At 70.0% G+C, this 21,383-nt stretch carries 17 protein-coding genes; 5 read left to right on the forward strand and 12 right to left on the reverse strand.

Annotated elements, in window-relative coordinates:
• Positions 1–6 precede the first annotated feature (6 nt).
• From OHA17_RS06200 to OHA17_RS06210, 3 genes are read right to left on the reverse strand one after another with little or no spacing between them, the layout of a single operon-like run.
• Complete coding sequence (locus OHA17_RS06200; RefSeq protein ID WP_406504762.1) at positions 7–1,959, reverse strand: substrate-binding domain-containing protein; 1,953 nt, start codon at positions 1,957–1,959, stop codon at positions 7–9.
• On the reverse strand, positions 1,949–3,508 hold the full coding sequence (locus tag OHA17_RS06205) for a sugar ABC transporter ATP-binding protein (protein WP_406504764.1): 1,560 nt from the start codon (positions 3,506–3,508) through the stop codon (positions 1,949–1,951). Before OHA17_RS06205 ends, OHA17_RS06200 begins: the two co-directional genes overlap by 11 nt.
• Positions 3,505–4,521: a LacI family DNA-binding transcriptional regulator gene (locus OHA17_RS06210; RefSeq protein WP_406504766.1), complete on the reverse strand. Its 1,017-nt coding sequence runs from the start codon at positions 4,519–4,521 to the stop codon at positions 3,505–3,507. The genes OHA17_RS06205 and OHA17_RS06210 overlap by 4 nt, the downstream gene beginning before the upstream one ends.
• 206 nt (positions 4,522–4,727) lie before the next feature.
• Between OHA17_RS06210 and argG the strand changes: the two genes are divergently transcribed.
• On the forward strand, positions 4,728–6,176 hold the full coding sequence (gene argG / locus OHA17_RS06215) for an argininosuccinate synthase (protein WP_406504768.1): 1,449 nt from the start codon (positions 4,728–4,730) through the stop codon (positions 6,174–6,176).
• A gap of 165 nt (positions 6,177–6,341) precedes the next feature.
• Here argG and OHA17_RS06220 read toward each other — a convergent pair whose 3' ends face one another.
• Positions 6,342–7,376 carry a helix-turn-helix domain-containing protein gene (locus OHA17_RS06220; protein ID WP_406504772.1) on the reverse strand — a complete coding sequence of 345 codons (1,035 nt, stop codon included), beginning with the start codon at positions 7,374–7,376 and terminating at the stop codon, positions 6,342–6,344.
• A gap of 107 nt (positions 7,377–7,483) precedes the next feature.
• On the opposite strand from OHA17_RS06220, the gene OHA17_RS06225 reads away from it, so the two are divergent.
• Together OHA17_RS06225 and OHA17_RS06230 are read left to right on the forward strand one after the other, a co-directional pair.
• The gene (locus tag OHA17_RS06225; RefSeq protein ID WP_406504774.1) at positions 7,484–8,392 is read left to right on the forward strand and encodes an alpha/beta hydrolase; all 909 of its coding nucleotides are present in this window, start codon (positions 7,484–7,486) and stop codon (positions 8,390–8,392) included.
• A gap of 42 nt (positions 8,393–8,434) precedes the next feature.
• On the forward strand, positions 8,435–8,845 hold the full coding sequence (locus OHA17_RS06230) for a cupin (protein ID WP_406504776.1): 411 nt from the start codon (positions 8,435–8,437) through the stop codon (positions 8,843–8,845).
• 232 nt (positions 8,846–9,077) lie between these two features.
• On the opposite strand, the gene OHA17_RS06235 is transcribed toward OHA17_RS06230, so the two are convergent.
• From OHA17_RS06235 to OHA17_RS06270, 8 genes are all read right to left on the reverse strand, one after another.
• The gene (locus tag OHA17_RS06235) at positions 9,078–10,334 is read right to left on the reverse strand and encodes a serine hydrolase domain-containing protein (protein ID WP_406504778.1); all 1,257 of its coding nucleotides are present in this window, start codon (positions 10,332–10,334) and stop codon (positions 9,078–9,080) included.
• Positions 10,335–10,496: 162 nt separating this feature from the next.
• The gene (locus tag OHA17_RS06240) at positions 10,497–11,504 is read right to left on the reverse strand and encodes a lysylphosphatidylglycerol synthase transmembrane domain-containing protein (RefSeq protein ID WP_406504780.1); all 1,008 of its coding nucleotides are present in this window, start codon (positions 11,502–11,504) and stop codon (positions 10,497–10,499) included.
• Entirely contained in the window at positions 11,501–12,088 is a 588-nt protein-coding gene (locus OHA17_RS06245) for a hypothetical protein (RefSeq protein ID WP_406504782.1), read from the reverse strand. Before OHA17_RS06245 ends, OHA17_RS06240 begins: the two co-directional genes overlap by 4 nt.
• Positions 12,089–12,122: 34 nt before the next feature.
• Positions 12,123–14,714 carry a PEP/pyruvate-binding domain-containing protein gene (locus OHA17_RS06250; protein ID WP_406504784.1) on the reverse strand — a complete coding sequence of 864 codons (2,592 nt, stop codon included), beginning with the start codon at positions 14,712–14,714 and terminating at the stop codon, positions 12,123–12,125.
• Positions 14,707–15,744 carry a Rieske 2Fe-2S domain-containing protein gene (locus tag OHA17_RS06255; protein ID WP_406504786.1) on the reverse strand — a complete coding sequence of 346 codons (1,038 nt, stop codon included), beginning with the start codon at positions 15,742–15,744 and terminating at the stop codon, positions 14,707–14,709. The genes OHA17_RS06250 and OHA17_RS06255 overlap by 8 nt, the downstream gene beginning before the upstream one ends.
• Positions 15,741–16,784, reverse strand: coding sequence for an aromatic ring-hydroxylating dioxygenase subunit alpha (locus tag OHA17_RS06260; RefSeq protein WP_406504788.1), 1,044 nt, complete (start codon positions 16,782–16,784; stop codon positions 15,741–15,743). Before OHA17_RS06260 ends, OHA17_RS06255 begins: the two co-directional genes overlap by 4 nt.
• Entirely contained in the window at positions 16,781–17,926 is a 1,146-nt protein-coding gene (locus tag OHA17_RS06265; protein WP_406504790.1) for a Rieske 2Fe-2S domain-containing protein, read from the reverse strand. Before OHA17_RS06265 ends, OHA17_RS06260 begins: the two co-directional genes overlap by 4 nt.
• Before the next feature lie 4 nt (positions 17,927–17,930).
• Entirely contained in the window at positions 17,931–18,893 is a 963-nt protein-coding gene (locus OHA17_RS06270; protein ID WP_406504792.1) for a polyprenyl synthetase family protein, read from the reverse strand.
• 894 nt (positions 18,894–19,787) lie between these two features.
• On the opposite strand from OHA17_RS06270, the gene OHA17_RS06275 reads away from it, so the two are divergent.
• Both OHA17_RS06275 and OHA17_RS06280 read left to right on the forward strand, forming a co-directional pair.
• On the forward strand, positions 19,788–20,585 hold the full coding sequence (locus OHA17_RS06275) for a hypothetical protein (protein ID WP_406504794.1): 798 nt from the start codon (positions 19,788–19,790) through the stop codon (positions 20,583–20,585).
• Positions 20,582–21,304 (forward strand): hypothetical protein, encoded by a 723-nt coding sequence (locus OHA17_RS06280; protein WP_406504796.1) that lies wholly within the window; start codon positions 20,582–20,584, stop codon positions 21,302–21,304. Before OHA17_RS06275 ends, OHA17_RS06280 begins: the two co-directional genes overlap by 4 nt.
• Positions 21,305–21,383 lie beyond the last annotated feature (79 nt).

Raw genomic sequence — 21,383 nt, forward strand, 5'->3', positions numbered from 1 at the left:
CCTCGTTCACGAGAATTCCGCCGCGTTCTTCTTCGTCACCACCTTCACCGGCACCTTCACCGCGCTCTCCGGCTTCTCACCTCGGGCCGCCCGGACCGCGTTCCGCACGGCCATCCTGCCGAGTTCCGCCGGCTGCTGAGCCACCGACGCGTACAGCGTTCCCGCCTCAACTGCCTTGATTCCGTCGGGTGTTCCGTCGAAGCCGACGACAGCGACCGAGCTGCCCGCCCTGCCGCCCAGCGCCTTGACCGCGCCCAGCGCCATCTCGTCGTTCTCGGCGAAGACCCCGGTGATGTCGGGGTGGGACTGGAGGAGGTTGGTCATGACGTCCAGGCCCTTGGTGCGGTCGAAGTCGGCGGGCTGGCGGGCGGCGACCTCGATGCCCGGGTACGCCGTGAGGCCTTCGGCGAAGCCCGCGCCGCGCTCCCGGCTCGCGGAGGTGCCCGCGGTGCCCTGGAGAATCACGATCTTCCCCTTGCCGCCGAGCTTCTCGGCGAGGGTCTGCGCGGCGAGCCTGCCGCCCGCCACGTTGTCGGAGGCGACCAGTGTCGCGGTCCGGGCCTTGTTGACCCCGCGGTCGGCGGCGACCACCGGGATGTCCGCCTGGTTGGCGCCGCGTACGGAAGGTCCGACCGCGTCCGAGTCCACCGGGTTGACGATGATCGACTTCATGCCGGAGCTGGTGAAGTTCTGTATCTGGTTGGCCTGTTGGGACGCGTCGTTCTGCGCGTCGGTGACGGTGAGATCGATGCCCTCCGCCTTCGCCTCGGCCTGTGCGCCCGCCTTCATCTGTACGAAGAAGGGGTTGTTGAGGGTGGACAAGGACATGCCCAGTTTGATGGTCGTCGTGCCGGACGCCCCCGGGTTGAGGAGGTACCCCGCGCCGACGACGGCCGCCAGGCACACCGCGGCCACCGCGAATTTCACCGCGCCGGGCCCCTTCCTGCCGGGCCCGGCCGTGCCGGAGGGGGCACCGGGCGTCGCGCCCGCCCTGCGGCGCAGGGTGTCGAGCAGGACCGCCAGCGCGATGACGACGCCGATGACGACCTGCTGCCAGAACGCCGACACGGAAAGGAGGTTGAGCCCGTTGCGCAGCACCGCGAGGATCAGCGCGCCGATCAGGGTGCCCGACGCCTTGCCGACGCCGCCCGACAGGCTGGCCCCGCCGATGACGACCGCGGCGATCGCGTCGAGCTCGTAGCCCTGGGCCGCCTGCGGCTGCGCGGAGGCGAGCCGGGAGGCGAGGACGATGCCCGCGACGGCGGCGAACAGGCCGGACAGCGCGTAGATGACGAGCTTCTGCCGCTTCACGCGCAGGCCGGAGAGCCGCGCTGCTTCCTCGTTGCCGCCGATCGCGTACATCGAGCGTCCTATGTACGTACGGGACAGGACGAGTGCCGTGACGAGTCCGGCGGCGATCATGACGAGGACCGGGACCGGCAGCCAGCCGCCGAGCGTGTCGCCGAGGACCGAGACCGAGTCGGGGAAGGCGATCGGGCTGCCCTGGGAGATCACCAGGGACAGGCCGCGGCCGACCGACAGCATGGCCAACGTGGCGATGAACGGCGGGAGTTCGCCGTACGAGACGAGCACGCCGTTGACAAGGCCGCAGGCGATGCCGGTGGCGACGGCCATCAGGACGGCGAGCCACACGGGCACGCCCTCGGACGTCGCCGACCAGGCGAGCACGGTCGCCGAGAGCGCGGCCACCGAGCCGACCGACAGGTCGATGCCCGCCGAGACGATGACGAAGGTGACGCCGAACGCGAGGATCGCGGTGACCGCGGCCTGCACGCCGACGTTCAGCAGGTTCTGCGTGGTGAGGAAGTCCCCGGAGAGCAGCGCCATCGCCGCGACCAGGACCACCAGGGCGCTGAGCGCGCCGTTGTCGAGCAGCAGGCGGCGCACGGTCGCGGCCCCGCTCCCGCCCGTACGGTTGTCGAGCGTGTCAGTGGCCACGGGAGCCCACCCCTTCTTCCTGGTCGTGCTGTGCGTTCGGTGCGGCGACGGCCAGTGCCATCACGGCGTCCTGGGTCGCCTCATGTGCGGGGAGTTCGCCGGCGATGCGGCCCTGGTTCATGACAAGGACCCGGTCGCTCATGCCGAGCACTTCGGGCAGATCGCTGGAGATCATCAGGACCGCGTGCCCGGAGGCCGTCAGCTCGTTGATGAGCTGGTAGATCTCGACCTTGGCGCCGACGTCGATGCCCCGGGTCGGCTCGTCGAGGATCAGCACCTTGGTATCGGCGAGCAGCCATTTGCCGATGACGACCTTCTGCTGGTTGCCGCCGGACAGAGTGCGGACCTGCTGGTCGAGCCCGGCCATGCGCACCCCGAGCTGCCCGGCGATGCGGGCGGCCGCCGTGCGCTGGCCCTTGAGGTCGACGAGCCCGGCGCGGCTGGCCGAGCGCAGGGTGACCAGGCCGAGGTTGTCCTGTACCGAGGCGTCGAGCACCAGGCCCTGCCCCTTGCGGTCCTCGGGCACGAGCCCGACCCCGGCGCCCATCGCGGCGTTCACATCACCCCGGGCGAGCCGTTCGCCGCGTACCTCGACGGTGCCCGCGTCGTAGCGGTCGGCGCCGAACACCGCGCGGACCACCTCGGTGCGCCCGGCGCCGACGAGCCCGGCGAGGCCGACGACCTCCCCGGCCCGCACCTCGAAGCTGACGTCGTGGAAGACGCCGTGCCGGGTCAAGCCGTTCACCTGGAGCAACGGCCGCCCCGGGTCCGGGCGTTCGCGCGGGTACTGCTGCTCGATGCTGCGCCCCACCATCAGCCGTACGAGCTCGTCCTCGGGCGTCGAGGCGGGCACCTGGTCGATGCTGCGGCCGTCGCGCAGCACCGTGACCCGGTCGCCGAGTGCCGCGATCTCTTCGAGGTGGTGGGTGATGAAGACGATGCCCACGCCGTCGTCGCGCAGGGTGCGCACGATCCGGAAGAGCTTGTCCACCTCTTCGGAGGTGAGTACGGCGGTCGGCTCGTCCATGATCAGCACGCGGGCGTCCAGACTCAGCGCCTTGGCTATCTCCACCATCTGGAGCCGGGCGATGCCGAGTTCGCGCACCTTGGTGCGGGGCGAGACGTCCACGCCGACCCGCTTGAGGAGCTTCTCGGCGGCCGCTTCCATCGTCCGGCGGTCGATCATTCCGAAGCGCCGGGGCTGGCGGCCGAGGAAGATGTTCTCGGCGACGCTCAGCTCGGGCACCAGGTTGAACTCCTGGTGGATGGTGGCGATGCCGAGGCGTTCGGCGTCCTGTGCGCCGTGGATGCGTACCTCGCGGCCTTCGGCGAGGATGCGTCCGCCGTCGGGCCGGTGGGCGCCGGAGAGCATTTTGATGAGGGTGCTCTTGCCGGCGCCGTTCTCGCCGAGCAGGACGTGCACCTCGCCGCGCCGCAGATCGAAGTCGACCCCGTCGAGGGCGACCACACCGGGGAAGGCTTTCCGGACCTCTTCGATGCGCAGCAACTCGCCTGTGTCAACGGCCAGTTGAGACTCCAGGTGGCTCACTGTTCGCTCCTCGGGTTCGGGGCGCTCTCGCCGCAGGAACGGCGTACGACGAGGGAGGCGGGGAGGGTGACGGACTGCGGGGTCCGGCCCTCGATGAGGTCGGCGAGTGCGCGCACGGCGGCCCGGCCGAGCTCGCCGGTCGGCTGGGCGATCGCGGTGATGGGCGGGTCGGTGTGGACGAACCACGCGATGTCGTCGAAGGCGGCGAGCGCGATGTCGTCGCCGATGCGCAGCCCGCGGGCGCGCAGGGCGTCGAGCGCGCCGAGCGTCATCAGGTTGTCGGCGGCGAAGACGGCGTCGGGCGGCTCGGGCAGGGCCAGGAACCGTTCGGTGGCCCGGCGCCCGCTGGCCGCCTGGAAGTCGCCCTGGCCCACGTAGGCGTCGGGGAGCGAGCTGCCGTGCTCGCCGAGCGCCGCGCGGAACGCCTCGACGCGCTCGCTGCCGGTGGTGGTGGCGGCCGGGCCCGCGATGATGGCGAGCCTGCGGCGGCCGAGCCGGTGCAGATGGGCGACCAGGTCGCGGATGGCGGCGCGGCCGTCGGCGCGCACCACGGGGACGTCGATGCCGGGGATCCAGCGGTCGACGAAGACCATGGGGGTGCCGCCGCGGGCCGCCTCCAGCATGAGCGGGGAGCCGCCGTCGGTGGGCGAGACGAGCAGCCCGTCGATGCGGCGGTCCAGGAGGGTGCGGACGTGGTGGTCCTGGAGCTCGGGCCGCTCGTCGGCGTTGCCGATGATCACGCTGTAGCCGAGCGCCCGGGCCGCCTCCTCGACGGAGCGGGCGAGCTCGGTGAAGTACGGGTTGAGTACGTCGCTGATGACCAGGCCCAGCGTGCGCGTCTGGTCGGTGCGCAGCGAGCGGGCCACGGCGTTGGGCCGGTAGCCGAGCGTCTCGACGGCCGCGAGCACCCGGGCGCGCGCCGCCTCGCTGACCGACGGATGACTGTTGAGCACCCGCGACACCGTGGCGACGGACACCCCCGCCTCGGCCGCGACATCCTTGATGCCCGCCATCGCCGGACCACCTCCTCGTGGAACCTGGACTCCCGGATTCCGCGGACCACAGCCGGTCGTGGAATCGATTACACGCAGGCATTGGAATCGATTACACGGGGGTCGGGCAAGACCCGAAGGGGGTAGCGAGACCGGATCGTGACAGGGAATTCGCCGAGCACTCCGAGTGGGTTGCATAAACATTCGCCTTGATGCATACTCTTCCCATGTCCAAGGTTCTCACCTCCCTGCCCGCCGGCGAGCGCGTCGGCATCGCCTTCTCCGGCGGACTCGACACCTCCGTCGCGGTCGCGTGGATGCGCGACAAGGGCGCCGTCCCGTGCACCTACACCGCCGACATCGGCCAGTACGACGAGCCCGACATCGCGTCGGTGCCCGGCCGCGCGAAGGCCTACGGTGCCGAGATCGCCCGCCTGGTCGACTGCCGTGCGGCGCTGGTCGAGGAGGGCCTGGCCGCGCTCGCGTGCGGCGCGTTCCACATCCGCTCGGGCGGCCGCGCCTACTTCAACACCACCCCGCTGGGCCGCGCCGTCACCGGCACGCTCCTGGTGCGGGCGATGCTGGAGGACAACGTCCAGATCTGGGGCGACGGCTCGACCTTCAAGGGCAACGACATCGAGCGGTTCTACCGGTACGGCCTGCTCGCCAACCCGCACCTGCGGATCTACAAGCCCTGGCTGGACGCGGACTTCGTGACCGAGCTCGGCGGCCGCAAGGAGATGTCGGAGTGGCTGCTCGCCCACGACCTGCCGTACCGGGACAGCACGGAGAAGGCGTACTCCACCGACGCCAACATCTGGGGCGCCACCCACGAGGCCAAGACGCTTGAGCACCTGGACACGGGTGTCGAGACCGTCGAGCCGATCATGGGCGTGCGGTTCTGGGACCCGTCGGTCGAGATCGACACCGAGGACGTGACGATCGGCTTCGCCCAGGGCCGCCCGGTGACGATCAACGGCAAGGAGTTCGCCTCCCCGGTCGACCTGGTGATGGAGGCGAACGCGATCGGCGGCCGCCACGGCATGGGCATGTCCGACCAGATCGAGAACCGGATCATCGAGGCCAAGAGCCGGGGCATCTACGAGGCCCCCGGCATGGCGCTGCTGCACGCGGCGTACGAGCGCCTCGTGAACGCGATCCACAACGAGGACACCCTCGCGCAGTACTACAACGAGGGCCGGCGGCTCGGGCGGCTCATGTACGAGGGCCGGTGGCTGGACCCGCAGGCGCTGATGGTCCGCGAGTCGCTCCAGCGCTGGGTCGGCTCGGCCGTGACCGGCGAGGTGACCCTGCGGCTGCGGCGCGGCGAGGACTACTCGATCCTCAACACCACGGGCCCCGCCTTCAGTTACCACCCGGACAAGCTGTCGATGGAGCGCACCGAGGACTCGGCGTTCGGTCCCGTGGACCGGATCGGCCAGCTCACCATGCGCAACCTCGACATCGCCGACTCGCGCGCCCGCCTTGAGCAGTACGCCGGTCTCGGCATCGTCGGCACCGCGCACCCGGAGCTGATCGGCGCCGCGCAGGCGGCGGCGACCGGCCTCATCGGAGCCATGCCGGAGGGCGGCGCGGAGGTCATCGCCTCCCGCGGCGAGGTCTCCGACGCCGACGAGCTCCTGGACCGCGCGGCGATGGAGTTCGGCACGGACTAGCGCTCCGCGGGAAGCGGAGTTCTTCGTCCGCGGGCCGGTGGGGGCTGATCGCGCCGTTCCCCGCGCCCCTTTCGGGGCGCGCCCGCCGCACCGGACTTCGCCAAGACCGCTTGGACGGCATGGCGTCTCGGTCCGCTCCCCTCGCAGGGAGCGGACCGACGTGTTTCAGTCGTCGAGCAGCCGCCGGGCGGTGAGGGCGAGCCGGACTCTCAACAACCCGGTGGGCTCGGTGAGTTCGATGCCCAGGGTCTTCCCGATCAGCTCCAGCCGGCGGGCGACGCTGCTGTGGTGCAGATGGAGCAGGTCGGCGGCCCTGCGCAGGGAGCCGGTGGCGCAGTACGCGTCCAGCGTCTCCAGATCCTCCGGGTGGCCGGCGAGGCGCGCGATCGCGGCCACGTCGGCGTTGTCCCGCGAGACGCCCCGCGGCACCTCGGCGAGGAGCGCCAGCGCCCCCAACTCGCCGTAATGGACGACGGGTTCGCGCACGGTGGTGAAGCGCAGTGCGGTACGCGCCTGGCACCACGACCGGTCGGGGCTCTCGGCGGCGCCGATGCCCGCGCGTACGCCTGCCGGAAGCCGGTCCGGATCCACGCTCGCGGCCAGGACGACGCCCACGTCGCCGAGCGGTGCCGCCTTCACCGGACGCGCGGGGCAGAGCAGCGCGCCGATCTTGTCGAGCGGAAGGTGCGACCGTACGGCGACGACGCGGACCGGCGCCTCGGCGGCGAAGCCAAGCAGCCGTAGGGCCCGGGCGCGGGTCGCCTCCTCGCTGCCCGAGCTGACGACCAGTTCGACGAGTGCGGGGTCGGCCATGGTGGTGCGGGCCGGTCCGTACCGCTCGACGGCCGCCGCGACGGCGATGGAGAGCCGTTCGAGCACCATGTCGTCGAGCGGTCCCGTCGCGCCGGGCCGCTCCAGCCACACCGTGCCGATCTCCTCCTCGTCGAGGGTGATCGGAGCCGTGCTGGACGGAGGTGGCGGCGGGGCGGACGCCGCCGTTCCGTCGGGTGCGAAGCGGACCGCCCTCCCGGTGCCGTGCAGCCGGATCCCGGCCACGCATTCGGCCAGGCCCGCCGAGGCACGGGCGAGCCCCGGGAGATCGACGCGTCGGCGCATCAGCGTGTCGTAGAACATGACGACGCGGATGGCGCCTTCCGCCGCGGAATCCAACTGCGACAGCCGTATGACCAGTGCCTCCATGACACCTCCTAGACAGGAGGGTAAGCGCCGAGCGGCGCGTGATGCGGGCCCGATGCCCGACGCCCGGCGGATGCTCCGGGCGGCCGGGCGGACCGAGGATGGTCCGCATGGACCACAAACTCGACCCCGAACTCGAAGCATTCATCTCGCTGTTCCCCCGCGCCGACCTGACCGACCCGGTCAAGGAGCGGGTGAACTTCGCCGCGTTGGCCGCCTCGGTACCAGCACCGGACACCTCGAACCTGGACGTCGAGGACCTCATGGTGCCCGCCGCTCCCGAGGTGCCCGTACGGATCTACCGCCCGCGCGAGGCGCAGGGCGCCATCATTTGGCTGCACGGCGGCGGATTCGTCATGGGCGACGTGGAGACCGAGCACCCGTGGGCCGCCCGCATCGCCGAGGCCTCCGGCGCCGTGGTGATCTCGGTGGGCTACCGCCTGGCCCCCGAGAACCCGTTCCCGGCCGCGCCGGACGACGCCTATGCCGTACTGACCTGGGCGGCCGGGCACGCGGCCGAACTCGGCATCGACCCGGACCGGATCGCGGTGGGCGGCCACAGCGCGGGCGGGGGCCTCGCGGCCGCGATCGCGCTGCGGGCCCGTGACGAACAGGGCCCGCGAATCCACTTCCAGCTGCTCAACCAGCCGGGCCTCGACGACCGCCAACAGACCTGGTCCGCACGGGAGTTCACCGACACACCCTGGATGACCCGCGACAAGATCACCGCATCGTGGCGCCACTACCTGGGCTCCACACCGGCCTCCCCGTACGCCGCCCCCGCCCGCGCCACCGACCTGTCCGGCCTGCCGCCCGCGTACATCGCCACCGCGGAGTACTGCCCCAACCGGGACGAGGACATCGCCTACGCGCTGCGCCTTTTGCAGTCGGGGGTGTCGGTCGAACTGCACCAGTGGGCCGGCACGTTCCACGGCTCGCAGGCGCTCCTGCCGGCGGAGGTGTCACAGCGTCAGATAGCCGAATTGGGCGCGGTGTTGTGCCGAGCCCTGGCCAAGTGACCCGAACCGCAGACCCGAACCGCAGCGTCGAAGGAAGAACACATGGGAATGACCGACACCGCCATCACTCCCCCGATAGACCTCTTCGCCCGCTTCATCCACCTCGGCGACGGCGGCCAAGTACGCCCGGAACCACAGGAATTCAAGGATTCGGGTAGCGACGGCTGGCATCTGATGACGTTCCGCGTGGAGACCGCCGCCGACGTCCACGCCGACCACTGGGAAGTCCACCCGGAGGCGGAGGAGCTCGTCTCGTGCCTCACCGGCGGGATACGCCTCTACTTCCGCGCCGAGCAGCAGGGCGAAAAGGAGGCCGAGATCAAGCTGGCGGCGGGCACCGCGGTCATCGTGCCGCGAGGCCGCTGGCACCGCATCGAACTCGACGCCCCGAGCGACATCATGTCCGTCACGATGCGAGGTGGGAGCCGGCTGGAGAGGCGGGAGGAGGTGTAAGCCGCGGCAGGTGGCGGGCGCAGGTGTTGCCCTGCGTCCGCGCGGCCCTGCTGGAGACGGGGGCCGGGACCAGGTCAGCCCGCCGTGCTGGTGTCCGGCTCCGCCGCACACGCAAACGGCCCCCGTCCGGCCCGAAGGCCGGCCAGGGCCCGAAAGGTCCGAGCACACCCACCCGGACGAGCAACTCCGCACCCTGGCAAGGAGGTTGCTGGTGGCGAGCCGGCTCCTCACGTCACCCAGAACTGCTCGGTGAGGACGACGGCGACGACGACGCATAGGGCTCCACGACCGGGATGTTGTACACGTGCTTCGGAGTCACGATCTTGGTGATCGCCTGGCCGAAGAGGGTGCTTGGCTCATTCTCGTTGTGCAGGATGTCCGTGTTGAGGACCAGGGTCACCGTGGCCTTCGCCTCGGGGAGGTACATCGTCAGGGCCTCGTACCCGGGCAGTGACCCGTTGTGTCCGATCCAGCCCTGGATGTTGAAGATGCCCAGACCGTAACCGGCGCCCGGAATCGCCGTCGGGTTGGTCTTGAGGCGCTCGGCCTGCGTCTTGGGCGACAGCAGAGTGCCGGTGGCGAGGGTGGTGGCCCAGCTCTTCAGGTCGGACAGGTCGGAGATCATCGCTCCGGCCGCCCAGCCCCAGGAGGGGTCCCAGTTGGTGGATTCCTCGACCTTTCCGGACGGGGTCTGGTTGGTGTAGCCCTGGGGGTGCGGGCTGGGGAACGCCGCGTTCGTCGGGAAGCTGGTGTGGGTCAGCCCGGCCGGCTTCACGACCTTCTGCTCGATGAACTGGTTGAGCGGCATGCCGCCCGCCTTCTCCACGACGAGCCCGAGCAGGATCAGGTTGGTGTTGCAGTAGAGGAACTCCTTGCCCGGCTGGAACAGGACCGGGTGTTTGAAGGAGTAGTCCAGCAACTGCTGCGGTGTGAAGGGCTTCGTCGGGTTGGACTCCAGCGCCTTGACGAAGCCGTCGTCCGCCGAGTAGTTGAACAACCCGCTCCGCATCTCGGCGAGTTGACGCAGGGTGATCTTGTCGCCGTTGGGGACGCCCGAGATGTACTTGCCGATCGGATCGTCCAGGCCCACCTTGCCCTGGTCGACCAGTTCGAGCAGCGCGGTCACGGTGAAGGTCTTGGTGATGCTGCCGATGCGCGTGTACATGTCCGGCTTCATGGGGGCGCCCGTGGCCTTGTCGGCGACGCCGAAGCTCTTGACGTAGCTCCCCTTGCCGGGTGCCGAGAGACTCACGCTCACGCCGGGGACACCCGTCTCTTTCATGACCTGCTTGATGGCAGTGTCGAGCTTCGCGGCGACGGCCGGGCTGAGCTGGGCGAAGTCGCCGTTGCTGGCACTCGATGCCGAGGCGGAGGGGGACGGGGCCACGGTGGCTCCGTACGCGGTTCCCGTGACGGCCGGGACGGTCAGCAGCGCGGCCGCGGCGACCCCCACTCCCGCTCTGCGCCACTGGATCTGTGAATACCTCACGGGCAGGCCTCCTGCCGAACGAGGAACGCCCGGACATCGACATCCGGGCGAGGACATCACTCGCTTTCCACGCTAGGCCCGCCGAGCCGCCCCCGCATGGCGGCGCCCGGGTTGCGGGCCCCGCCCGGCCGTGCATCCCCGCGGGTGAGCGGCTCCCGCCAGTCACCCGCCGACCGGGCTGTGCCCCGCCCCCTCGCGCCCCTGCTGCTCGGCCCGGGGCGGGTTCGCGTCCGGATGCCGCCCCGTGAGCAGCAAGCGCAGTTCGAGCGGGAGCCCGACGGCGACCTGGGGCAGCACCTGCTGGAGGTGGAAGAGCAGAGCGAAGGCCAGTGCGGCGTCCTGCTGGACGTGCAGGACGCCGAGTCCGTACAGGGCGCCGACCTCGAACGTGCCGACGTGGCCCGGCGCGATCGGCACCAGGTTGGAGAAGTCGATCAGGAACAGGACCATGATCGCGCCGGCGACGGGCACCTCGATGTGCAGCGCGTAGAGCACCGCGACCGCCCCCGCGGCGTCGGCCGACTCACCGAGCAGCATGACGGCGAGCATGCCGCCGGTGCGCCGGGGAGAGCGGAGGAAGTACATTCCGTCGACCACACCGCGCAGCGCTTTGGGCACCCTCGCGGAAGCGTCCCTGCGCGCGACGACGACGAACACCACCAGCTGCACGACCATGACACCGGCGAACAGGGCGATGAAGCCGCCGACCACCCCCGGCAGTCCGGAAAGGAGCCACGGCACGGGAGCCACCAGGAGCGCCATGGCGATGGCCCCGAACAGCTTTTCCAGCCAGATGAGGGCGCCCGTGGTTCCCGGCGGGACCGCGTCCCGTTTGAGGAACCAGAACCGGATCACCTCGCCCGCCCGCGCGGGGCTCACCACCGACGCCGCCTGCGCCGCGAACTCGTAGCGCAGCAGCCTGCGGTACGGCACCCGGTGGCGGGGTTCCAGCATGATCCGCCAGCCCCAGGCGCTCAATACCTGGCTCGCGACGTTGAACAGCGCGGCCACCACCAGCGGCCACAGCATGGCGTGTTCGAGAGCCCGGCCGAGCGCGTCGACGTCGATCCCGCGCAGGAACCACCACAGCGCGCCCACCGTGCTCAGTACGAAGACGACGCGGACGCAGATCCCCAGCCACCGCTTCGTGCCGGGCCCGAGGCTCTTCATTCCTGCCGCCCGGGCACACCACGGGGAAGGCGGGTCGGCAGGCGCTGGGCGGCGGCGCTCGCGGGCCACAGTGCCCGTTCGCTCGCGTACACCGTCGCCAGCCGGCCGGGGTCGATCCCGAGCGACTGGCGGATCTCGCCGAGCGGACGGTCGAGCAGGCTCCGCCAGGGCACCTGGTGCAGGCGCGCGATGCCCGCCTCGCCGGCGAACTCGACGCCGAGGTCGAAGACGAGGCAGTCCACGCGGGAGAAGCGGAACACGCTGCGGTACAGGCGGCGGGCGCACAGCCGGTAGAGCTGCCGTTGCCACATTCTCAGCCGCCCGCTCGCACCCATCGTCACGCCCAGCACGAAGGCCTCGTCCTGGGACAGCGTGCCGCGTCCGAGCACGATGTGGACGCAGTCGTGGCCGAACAGGTCGATGGCCCCGGGCAGCGCGAGCGGGCTGGCCGGGTTCTCCAGGAGTCTGACGTACCAGGGGATCGCCGACGCGTCGTCGCCGGGCATGGCCTCGTAGGCGGCGCGCAGGGTCGTGGCGTCGTCGAGGCCGGGCGTCCAGGCGGCCAAGGACCCGGGTGTCGTCATGTCGCGGTCCCCTCTCCAGAGACTCTCAAGAGACTCAATAGACAAGGCCTCGGTCGCCGTCGACCGTGACGATCTGGCCGTCCTGTATCCGCTTGGTGGCATGGGTCGTCCCCATCACCGCGGGGATGCCGTACTCCCTCGCCACGATCGAGCCGTGCGACAGCGCCCCGCCGGTGTCGGTGACGACAGCCCCCGCCAAAGCGAGGAGCGGCGACCACGCCGGGGTGATGTAGGGCGCGACCAGTACTTCTCCGTTCCGCAGTGAGGCGAAGTCGCGTACGGAGGTCACGAGTCGGGCGGGTCCTGTGACGCGGCCGGGGCTCACCGCGGAGCCGTGCAGTCCCGATCCGGTGCTCGCTTTGGGGCGCTGGCCGAGCAGCGCCACAGCGGTGACGTCCAGCTTTCCCATGTAGATGCGTACGTCCTCGGGCACTTGGGCGGGCGGGCTCAGGAGGCGCTGTTGTTCGCGGCGGGCCCGGCGCTCCCCCACCGTCTCCCGCCAGGTGCGCGGCTTCGCCCCGCGCCCGATCGCGCGGAGCTCGGCCTTCAGTTCGTCGCCGGTCAGGAAGAAGACGTCCTCGGCGGTGTCGAGCGCGCCCGCCGCGGCCAGGCGGCGGCCGAGTTCGACATAGCCGCGCCGGATGACGGGCCAGCCGAGCGTGAAGTGGAACAGGGCGTGGTCACGGACCTGTCCGTAGCGGCGGTTCCAGCGCAGCAGCGCCTGGAGCGTGTGGCGCTTGAGGGGCGAGCCGCGCAGTGCGGAGTCGATGCGTCGGCGGGCCTCGTCCCTGCGTGCGGCGAGTGCCCGCAGCCGTTGGAGGGGGTCCTCGGCGCGGCCGTCGCGGTAGGCCTCCATGGTGGTGCGGAACGACGAGGGGTCGTCCGCCGGGGTCGGTTCGGCGAAGTCGAGGTGGTAGACCTGATGGCCGTACCGGTTGAGCAACTCCTCGAACCGGCACCCCTGTTCGGCCTCGTCGGCGTCGGAGACGGCCAGCCGGTGGAGTGCGCTGTCGGTCTCGGTGGTCTTGCTGGGATACCCCTGCAGAAGGACACCGTGCCCCGGCAACTCGGCTCCGTCCAGGGCGAGTTGACGGATAATCCTGGGATAGAGCTGGGCGAGGAGCCATTCGCCGGCGTTCCAGTACCAGGCGAGGCCGCCGAGGATCGCCCAGTAGCGGCCGCTCAGTTCCTGTGCCTCGTCGATGAGGGCGAGGAGTTCGTCGGCGCTCAGCGCGGACGGGTCCTGGCGGCGCATCGCTCCGAGGCGCTGTACGTGGCGCGGCAGGATCAGGGTGCGCCAGCGCCGCTCAAGCCGGCCGAGGTGGAACTTGTAGCAGTTCAGGGCCAGTTTGACGGTCCTGAGCGGGTACTTGTTCATCGGGTAGTCGAGGCGCAGGTAGCCGAATCCGTTGATGGTGCCGGCCATGGGCCGGGGAATGAGGGGGTTGTCGCTCTGGTCGGCGACCGAACCAGCCCAATTCCGGAGCCAGTTGGTGACCAGGCACGGGAACAGCGTGGTCGCGAACAGGGGTGAGAGGGGTTCGGGCAGCCAGGAGTCGCAGATGCTGATGCGGGCCCACCACGCGCCGTACACCGGGCTCTCCCAGCGCACGTCGGGCGGTGCGGCCGGGGCGGGCTCGCGGTGGGTGAGGGGCCTGGCCTGGAGGACGGATATCCGGCCGTCCGAGAGCACCCACTCCACGTCCTGGGGGCGGCCGAAGCACGCTTCGATCGCCAGGCCGTGCAGGGCGAGTTCGACCGCTTGGGCGGAGGTCAGCGAGGCGGCTTCGCGCCGCGCCTCGGGAACGTCCACGACGGCCGTACCGCCACCGGACCGGTCTTCGCCCGAAGTGGGCACCACCATCAGGGACTTGGCCGACACTTCACAGCTCTCGACCTGGTGGTCGCCCCGCGAGACGCGGTACCGGTCCGGAGTGACGATGCCGCTGACCACGGCCTCGCCGATCCCCCAGCTCGACTCGATCACGACGGACCCGGCGGAGGCGACCGGTTCGGCGGCGGGCGGCGCATCGTGCGGATCCCGGGTGAACATGACCCCGGCGCTGTCCGCCGGCGCCATGGCCTGCACGACCACCGCCATGGCCGCGTCCTGGTGCGCCACGCCCTGACGTTCCCGGTAGCGGAAGGCATGCGGCTCCCACAGCGATGCCCAGCACTTCCGCACGGCGTCGACGACGGCCTCGAAGGAACGCACCCCGAGTTCGGTGTGGTACTGCCCGGCGAAGCTCGCGGCCGCGGAGTCCTCCGACGTGCCCGACGACCGCACCGCGACGCTGCCGCCGTCGGGGCACAGCCAGCGATGGGCCTCGCGGAGTTTGGCGAGCAGCTCCTCGGGGAGTTCGACCGATCCGACCGTCTCGCGCAACTCACCCAAGTGCACGGCGAGTTGGTGCTCCTTCTCACCTTGCGCCAGACCGGCTGCGAGGAGGTCGAGCGCGGGCGCGAGCACCGGGCCGGCCGTGTCGCGGTACACATGGGTCGGCAGGCAGAAGCCGTCGGGCACGGGCACGCCCGCGGAGATCAGCTCCCCGAGGTTGGCGGCCTTGGCGCCCGCCGAAACGGCGTCGCCCGCGCGCAGGTCTCTCAGCATCACGATGTCACGCATGGTCCGACACCCGTTCCACCCACTGTTGGTAGTGCTTGCGGAATGTGCGTACGCCGCGGTCCCGTTCCAGGTAGATGCCGTGGCGGTCGCCCGGCTCGATGGTGTTGAAGACCGGCAGGTCCTGGTTGGACGCGGCGGTAACCTCCAGCCGACTGATGGCGTAGTGCAGGAGGTCGGGCCAGAACCGCCCGGTCCGCTCGATGGTCACGGCGATGTGCTGCACCGTCCTGTTGGGCGCGATCGGCGTGGTGGCGAGCAGCAGCCGGTACTGCGGGACCCCGTCGGCGTAGTACGAGATCCGCTGGCCGCTGGGCCAGCCGTCCACGCGCAGGACGAACCGGCGCGCGTTGGTGCCGAGGAGCCGGGTGACCGCGCCGAGCCGTCCGGCGTACCGGGGCCAGGTCAGCTCCGCGCCCAGCCAGGCCTCGTGGGCGATCGGCGGTCCGTGGTCGGGCGTCTCGTGGGGGCCGTCCAGCATGCGCAGGCCGAGCGGTCCCGCGACGTCGAGGCCGTGCAGCGCGACCAGGTGGTCGGGGTCGTAGGTGTTCTCCAGGATGCGCCGCACGGTCGCGTTGGTGGTGTCCGCGAGCCGGAATCCGCGGCGGCGCGAGGTGCCTGCCGCGAGTGCGGGCAGCTCGGGCAGCGGGAACAGGGGTTCCTCGCTGCCGTACCAGGCCCAGATGTAGCCGTGCCGCTCAAGGGTCGGGTACGGCCGCAGGCGCGCGGCGCGCGGGATGTGTCCGGCGCCGGGTACGGCCGCGCACGCGCCCGTGCCGTCGAAGCGCCAGTGGTGGAAGGAGCAGCGGAGCTGTCCGTCGACGACCTTGCCGTCGGCGAGGCTGGCGCCCATGTGCGGGCAGGCTCGCGGCATCAGGACGGGTCGGCCGTCGCGATCGCGCCACGCCACGAGGCGACGTCCGAACAGGTCAACTGACTGGGGTTTATGGGTGAGTTGACGGGACGTCAGGGCTACGTACCAGCTGGCCGCCAGATTGAACGCGGGGCGTGTTCGGGGCGCTACGGAGGTCATGAGGTCACCTGCTCCCTCCGCTCGGCCCGCTCGGCCCGGCGCACCCACGTCCGGTAGTGCTTGCGGAAGGCGAGCACGCTGTGGTCGTACGGGACGGGGACGGCGGCGTGCGCGTCGTCGGCGGTGCGGTAGATCGCGAGGTCCTCCCGGGTGCCGAGCCAGTGCTGGGCGCGGTACATCAGATACGCCGACGCGTCCCGCAAGGGCCGGCCGGTCCGGCGCACGAGGGACCAGCCCTGGAAGACGGTGTGGCCGTCGGCGACCGGCGTGATGCCGAGGAGTTCCTTGGCGACGACTTCCCCGTCCAGGAAGAACGTGAGCCGCTGGCCGCCGGGCCAGCCGTCCACGAGGAGCGCGAACCGCTTCCCCGTGATGCCGAGGGCGGTGAGCGCCTTGGGCAGTTGGAGGTCGTGCGACTCCAGGCGCGCCCCGAGCCACGCGTCGGCCGCGATCGGCGGCCCGTTCTCGCTCGCCGCGCCAGGGTCGGTCAGCATGGTCAGGCGCAGGTCCTCGGCGGACCGCACCCCGTGCAGGGTCATGAAGTGGTAGTGGTCGAAGGCGTTTTCCAGGATGCGGCGGGGCGATGCGGGCGTCCGATGGGCGAAGCGGTAGGTGAGGTAGCGGCTCGGCCCGGTTTCGAGGGCCGGGAATTCCGGCAGCGGATAGAGGGGTTCGTCGCCGCCGTACCAGGCCCACACGAAGCCGTGGCGTTCGACGACGGGGTACGGCCTGAGGCGGGCGGTCGGCGGGATGCGCCGCACCCCGGGGATCGCGACGCAGGCGCCGGACGCGTCGAAGCGCCAATGGTGGAAGGGGCAGCGCAGCGAGCCGTCGACGACCTTGCCGAGCGCGAGGCTGGCGTTCAGGTGGGGGCAGTGCCGCGGCACGACGACGGCGCGGCCCCCGCCGTCCCGCCATGCGGCCAACTCCCGTCCGAACAGGTCGAGTTCACGGGGCCGGGCGCCCAGATCCGACGAGGCGAGTGCGATGTACCAGCCGGCGGCCAGCGCGAGCCCGCCGGCCGGCGTCCCGGGCGTCATGTCGCGCCGCCGGGACGTACGGGGTCCGCGTCGACGCGGTCGACCCACGACTGGTAGTACCTGCGGTACTTGACGAGGGTGCTGTCGTAGCGGACGTATGTGGGGTTCCCGCCGGTCGCGGTGGTGTCGTAGATCGGGATGTCCTGGCGGGTGCCGCCGCGGTTCTGGGCGTAGAAGAGAAGGAAGTACAGGAACGTCTTCCAGTCCTTGTTCCCCTTCTTCACCAGCGCCCAGCCCCGCTGGGTGGTCCGGTGGGCGCCGGTCGGCGTAATGCCCATCAGGACCTTGGAGATCTCCTGGTCGTCGATGTACGTGGTGAAGCGCTGGCCGCCGGGCCAGCCGTCCACGAGGAGCTTGAAGCGGGTGCCGATCCCGAAGGTGGTGACTACCGAGTACACCCACTTGGCGGGGTTCGTCACGGGGTTCCAGGTGTCCACGGTGCCGTCGACGCGGACGCCGAACCAGGCGTCCTCGGCGATGGCCCGGCCGTTGTCACGCGCGTCCGCCTGGTCGTGGAGCTGCTCGAAGCGGACGGGGTTCATCTCCAGGCCGTGCAGGGTCATGAAGTGGAAGTAGTCAATGGCGTTCTCAAGGAGCTGCCGTGTCGTTCCGCGGCTCGCGTCCGAGAAGCGGAAGCCCACGTAGTCCCCGCGGTCGTCCTCAAGGGCGGGAAAGTCCGGCAGGTCGAAGGCGGGCTCGCCGCCGCCGTACCAGACCCAGACGAATCCGTAGCGTTCGACGGTCGGGTAGGGCCGTCGGCGGGCGGTCGCCGGTATGCGGTCCACGCCGGGGATCGCGGTGCAGGTGCCGGACGCGTCGAACTGCCAGTGGTGGAAGGGGCAGCGCAGCGAGCCGTCGACGACCTTGCCGAGCGCGAGGCTCGCTCCCATGTGGGGGCAGTGCCGCGGCATGATCACCGGTCGGCCGATGCCGTCGCGCCACGCCACGAGCGGCAGGTCGAAGAGTTCGAGGGCCCGCGGCCTGCGGTGCAGTTCCCTCGACGAGAGCGCGATGTACCAGCTGGCGGCCAGGTTGAGACCGTGCGGGTTGGGCGGGAGGCCCGGCGTCGCGGCGTCGTCCTCGACGCCGGGCAGGGGGCGCGTCGTACGGTCGGGTCGGGTGATGCGATCAGGTCGGGTCATGCGATCAGCTCGTCCTCGTGCAGACGAAGTCGGCCATCGCGAGGAGCGGTACGGCGCGCCCCCCGAACGGGGCGAGCTCCCGCTTCGCCTCGTCGACGAGTTCGCGGGCCTGCCGCATGGACCCTTCGAGACCGAACAGGCTGGGGAAGGTGGCCTTGTGGGCCTTCTCGTCCTTGCGGGGCGTCTTGCCCAACTGCTGCCGGGTGGACGTCACGTCGAGGACGTCGTCGACGATCTGGAAGGCGAGCCCGACCCTGCGCGCGTACCCGGAGAGCCGCGCGATGGTGTCCTCGTCCGCGCCGCCCAGGATGGCCCCGGTCACCATGGCCGCGTCGATCAGTGAACCCGTCTTGCGGGAGTGGATGAACTCCAGTGTCGCGAGGTCGACGTCGTCCCGCCCCTCCGACTCGACGTCCACCACCTGCCCGCCGACCAGGCCGGAGACCCCGACCCTGTTGATCAGGGTCTGCATGACGCGCAGCAGCCGATCGGCGGGGACGCGGCGGGTGTTGAGGAGGATGAACTCCAGGGCGTAGGAGAGCAGGGCGTCTCCCGCGAGCAGGGCCATGCCTTCGCCGAACACCTTGTGGTTGGCGAGCTTCCCGCGCCGGTAGTCGTCGTCGTCCATGGCGGGCAGGTCGTCGTGGATCAGGGACGCGGTGTGCAGCATCTCCAGGGCACATGCGGTGGGGATGGCCAACTCCCTTTCCCCGCCGCCCAGTTCACAGCCCGCGAGACACAGGACGGGCCTGAGCCGCTTGCCGCCGGACACCAGGGAGTACCGCATCGACTCGAAGATCTTCTCGGGGTATCGAGGCATCAGGGCACGTTCGAGATGGCTCTCGACGACGGCCTGCCGGGAGAGCAGGTAGCCGGATAAGTCGAACTCCACGGCCGGGTCGGCGTCGACTTGCATGGCCGGGTCATCGCCGATCGCTATGGCCGGCTCAGCCTCGATTCTGTCCAACGACCTCACGTGAGACCTCGATTCCTTGATGTGGCATGCGTGGAGCGGGCATGACAGTGCAGGGTGAGTGCCTGGTGCGGGACGTGCGGCGGCGAAGCCCATGGGCGGGCGGAGCCCCGATGAGGCGGCGGGCGCGGAGCCGTCACCTGGACGCGCTCGGCGCGGCGTCGAACTCGGGGCAGCGCACGGGGAGTTGCACGGACGCCGTCTCGCGGCCGGGCCGGGCGGCAACCCCGGCACGGCGGGAAGCGGATCTACGACGACCGAGTGCGGCGACGGCTCGCCGTGATGGTGGGCGATCTGAAAGATCATGCATTGCGACGGAATTGGCTCGACTTAAAACGCATTCCCCCATCTCGCCAACGTAACATGATCATTCATCGTGCAGCAAGACCGTGTTCGCCTGGGATCCACCCTCCGTTCACCTGACGGCGCGGGCCGGGAAGCGGTCCGATTCGGCCTCTCCGGGGAAGTGCGCAGAAGGCCGGAGGAACTACAGGGGGTACGAAACTGACGGATTGATCCGGACATATCAACAGTCGGTTGATCGACCGTCATCGCCACCGCATCGCGGTGATCGCACTCTGGCGCCCTCTCTCGGGGACGTAGTATGCTCGTCGGCCATTAACCCCGTTCGTCCGCCCGTGGATTCGCCGGTCGCGCAAGCGCCGGCCATAGGGAAATGGGGCTTCAGCTCATGTTCCGTACACTCCCGCATACCGCCATCCGCAGACCACGAGTCCGGCTCTTTGCAGCGCCGTCCTCGCCTTTCCTGGAACGCCCGCACCAGTTCACCGGACTGTTATGAGTGGCCAACTCACCGACTTACGCGCCCGGTTCGCCACTTTCACGGAACGAGCCCATACGAGGGACCGTCCCGCGTCCTTCACATCGTTGCGTGAACGCATACGGAGCTCGCTCGATGTTCCGGCGAAGGCGACCGGAATCTTCAAGGACTACGCGGTCGACCTCTATTTTCCCGCGAACCGGATGACGCGGCTCGAACGCATCCGGTGCGCACCGGTGCTCCTGCTGATCGAATACCTGGTGTACAAGGTCGATTCGATCACCGAGGGGGCGAAGAGCATCGATCTCGACGTCGCCAGGAACGACGACTACGGCGCATTGCACCGCTACAAGCGGAAGTTCGAGAAACTGCTGCGCCGAGCGCACGCCTACAACAGCACGGTCGCCTGTCAGATCGAGTGCGGCGAGCAGTACGTGCGCCTGGAGAACAGAGTTACCTCCCATCGGTCGGCCGGTCATGCCGAGGTGATGCGCCTCGCGGAACTCCGGCCGTCCGACGTGCGCCTCCTACACGGAATGATCTTCGCGCTCCTGAACCGGACAGCTGACGACGCCCTGGTCGAGGCGCTGTGGCCGGTCGAGGTCCTGGCGGACATCGGCAACGACCTGGCCCACTACGAACGGGACGTGGCCACCGGCCAGTTCAATACCTACGCGATGTTCGTGAACCTTTACGGCCGCCACGCACCCGAGCGTCTGCGTGCCGAAATCGCGGGCTACGAGAAGTCGTTCCACAGCGCCCTGGAAAGAGTTCCGCCACATCGCCGAGCGGAACTCCTGTCGTTGTGCGAGCGGCGCTACCGGGGCTCGACATCCGTGATCCCCGAGCCGATCCCCCAGCCGGCGTATCTGTCGCCGACACATACGCACGAGGCGGATCGATGACAGATCCCCCCATTGTCGTCGCCACCGGCGTCCTCTGCGTGTTCTTCTGGATGGTCGCCTACTTCGCCCTCATCTACCGGGGTTTCAAGGACAGGACATTCGGGATGCCCGTCGCGGCACTCGCCGCCAACCTGTCGTGGGAGTTCACGTACTCCTTCATTCTCGACCCCATGGGCGACCATATCCACGCGTTGAGCATTCCCTGCTTCTTCATCGACCTGGTCATCGCGTGGCAGTGCCTCAAGTACGGCAGGAAGGACTTCGACGCGCCGTTCGTCCGGCAGTTCTTCCCACTGATCTTCCTGGCTGCCACCGCGATCGCGTTCCCGATCGTGTACCTGGCCTTCTCCGAGTTCCACGACCCGCTCGGCGAGTACACCGGGTTCGGCATCAACTTCATGATGTCGTTCCTGTTCATCGCGATGCTCCTGCGGCGCGAAGGGGCCGGCGGACAATCGATGTACATCGCGATCTCCAAATGGCTCGGCACCCTTTTCGCCTACATGGCGACCGCCCTCACGGTGACCACCAGCCAGCGGGATCCGCTGCCGGAGAGCTTCACTTCTTTCGTGGCCGAAAGTGTCACCCACGATTCGTATCCGCTGACCCGGCTGATCAATGTGATGTACCTGGTCATCTTCCTCGTCGACATCCTCTACATCGTGCTTCTGCGTGCACGGCTCAAGGAGTGCGGCATCAATCCGTGGCGGAGACTCTGACGGGCCACGGCGGGAATGACCCTTCTCGGCCACGCGACGTGAGGCCCCCGCGCGGGCGATCCCTCACCCGGGCGGCGCT

Source organism: Streptomyces sp. NBC_00212, assembly GCF_045206365.1.
GTDB lineage: Bacteria > Actinomycetota > Actinomycetes > Streptomycetales > Streptomycetaceae > Streptomyces.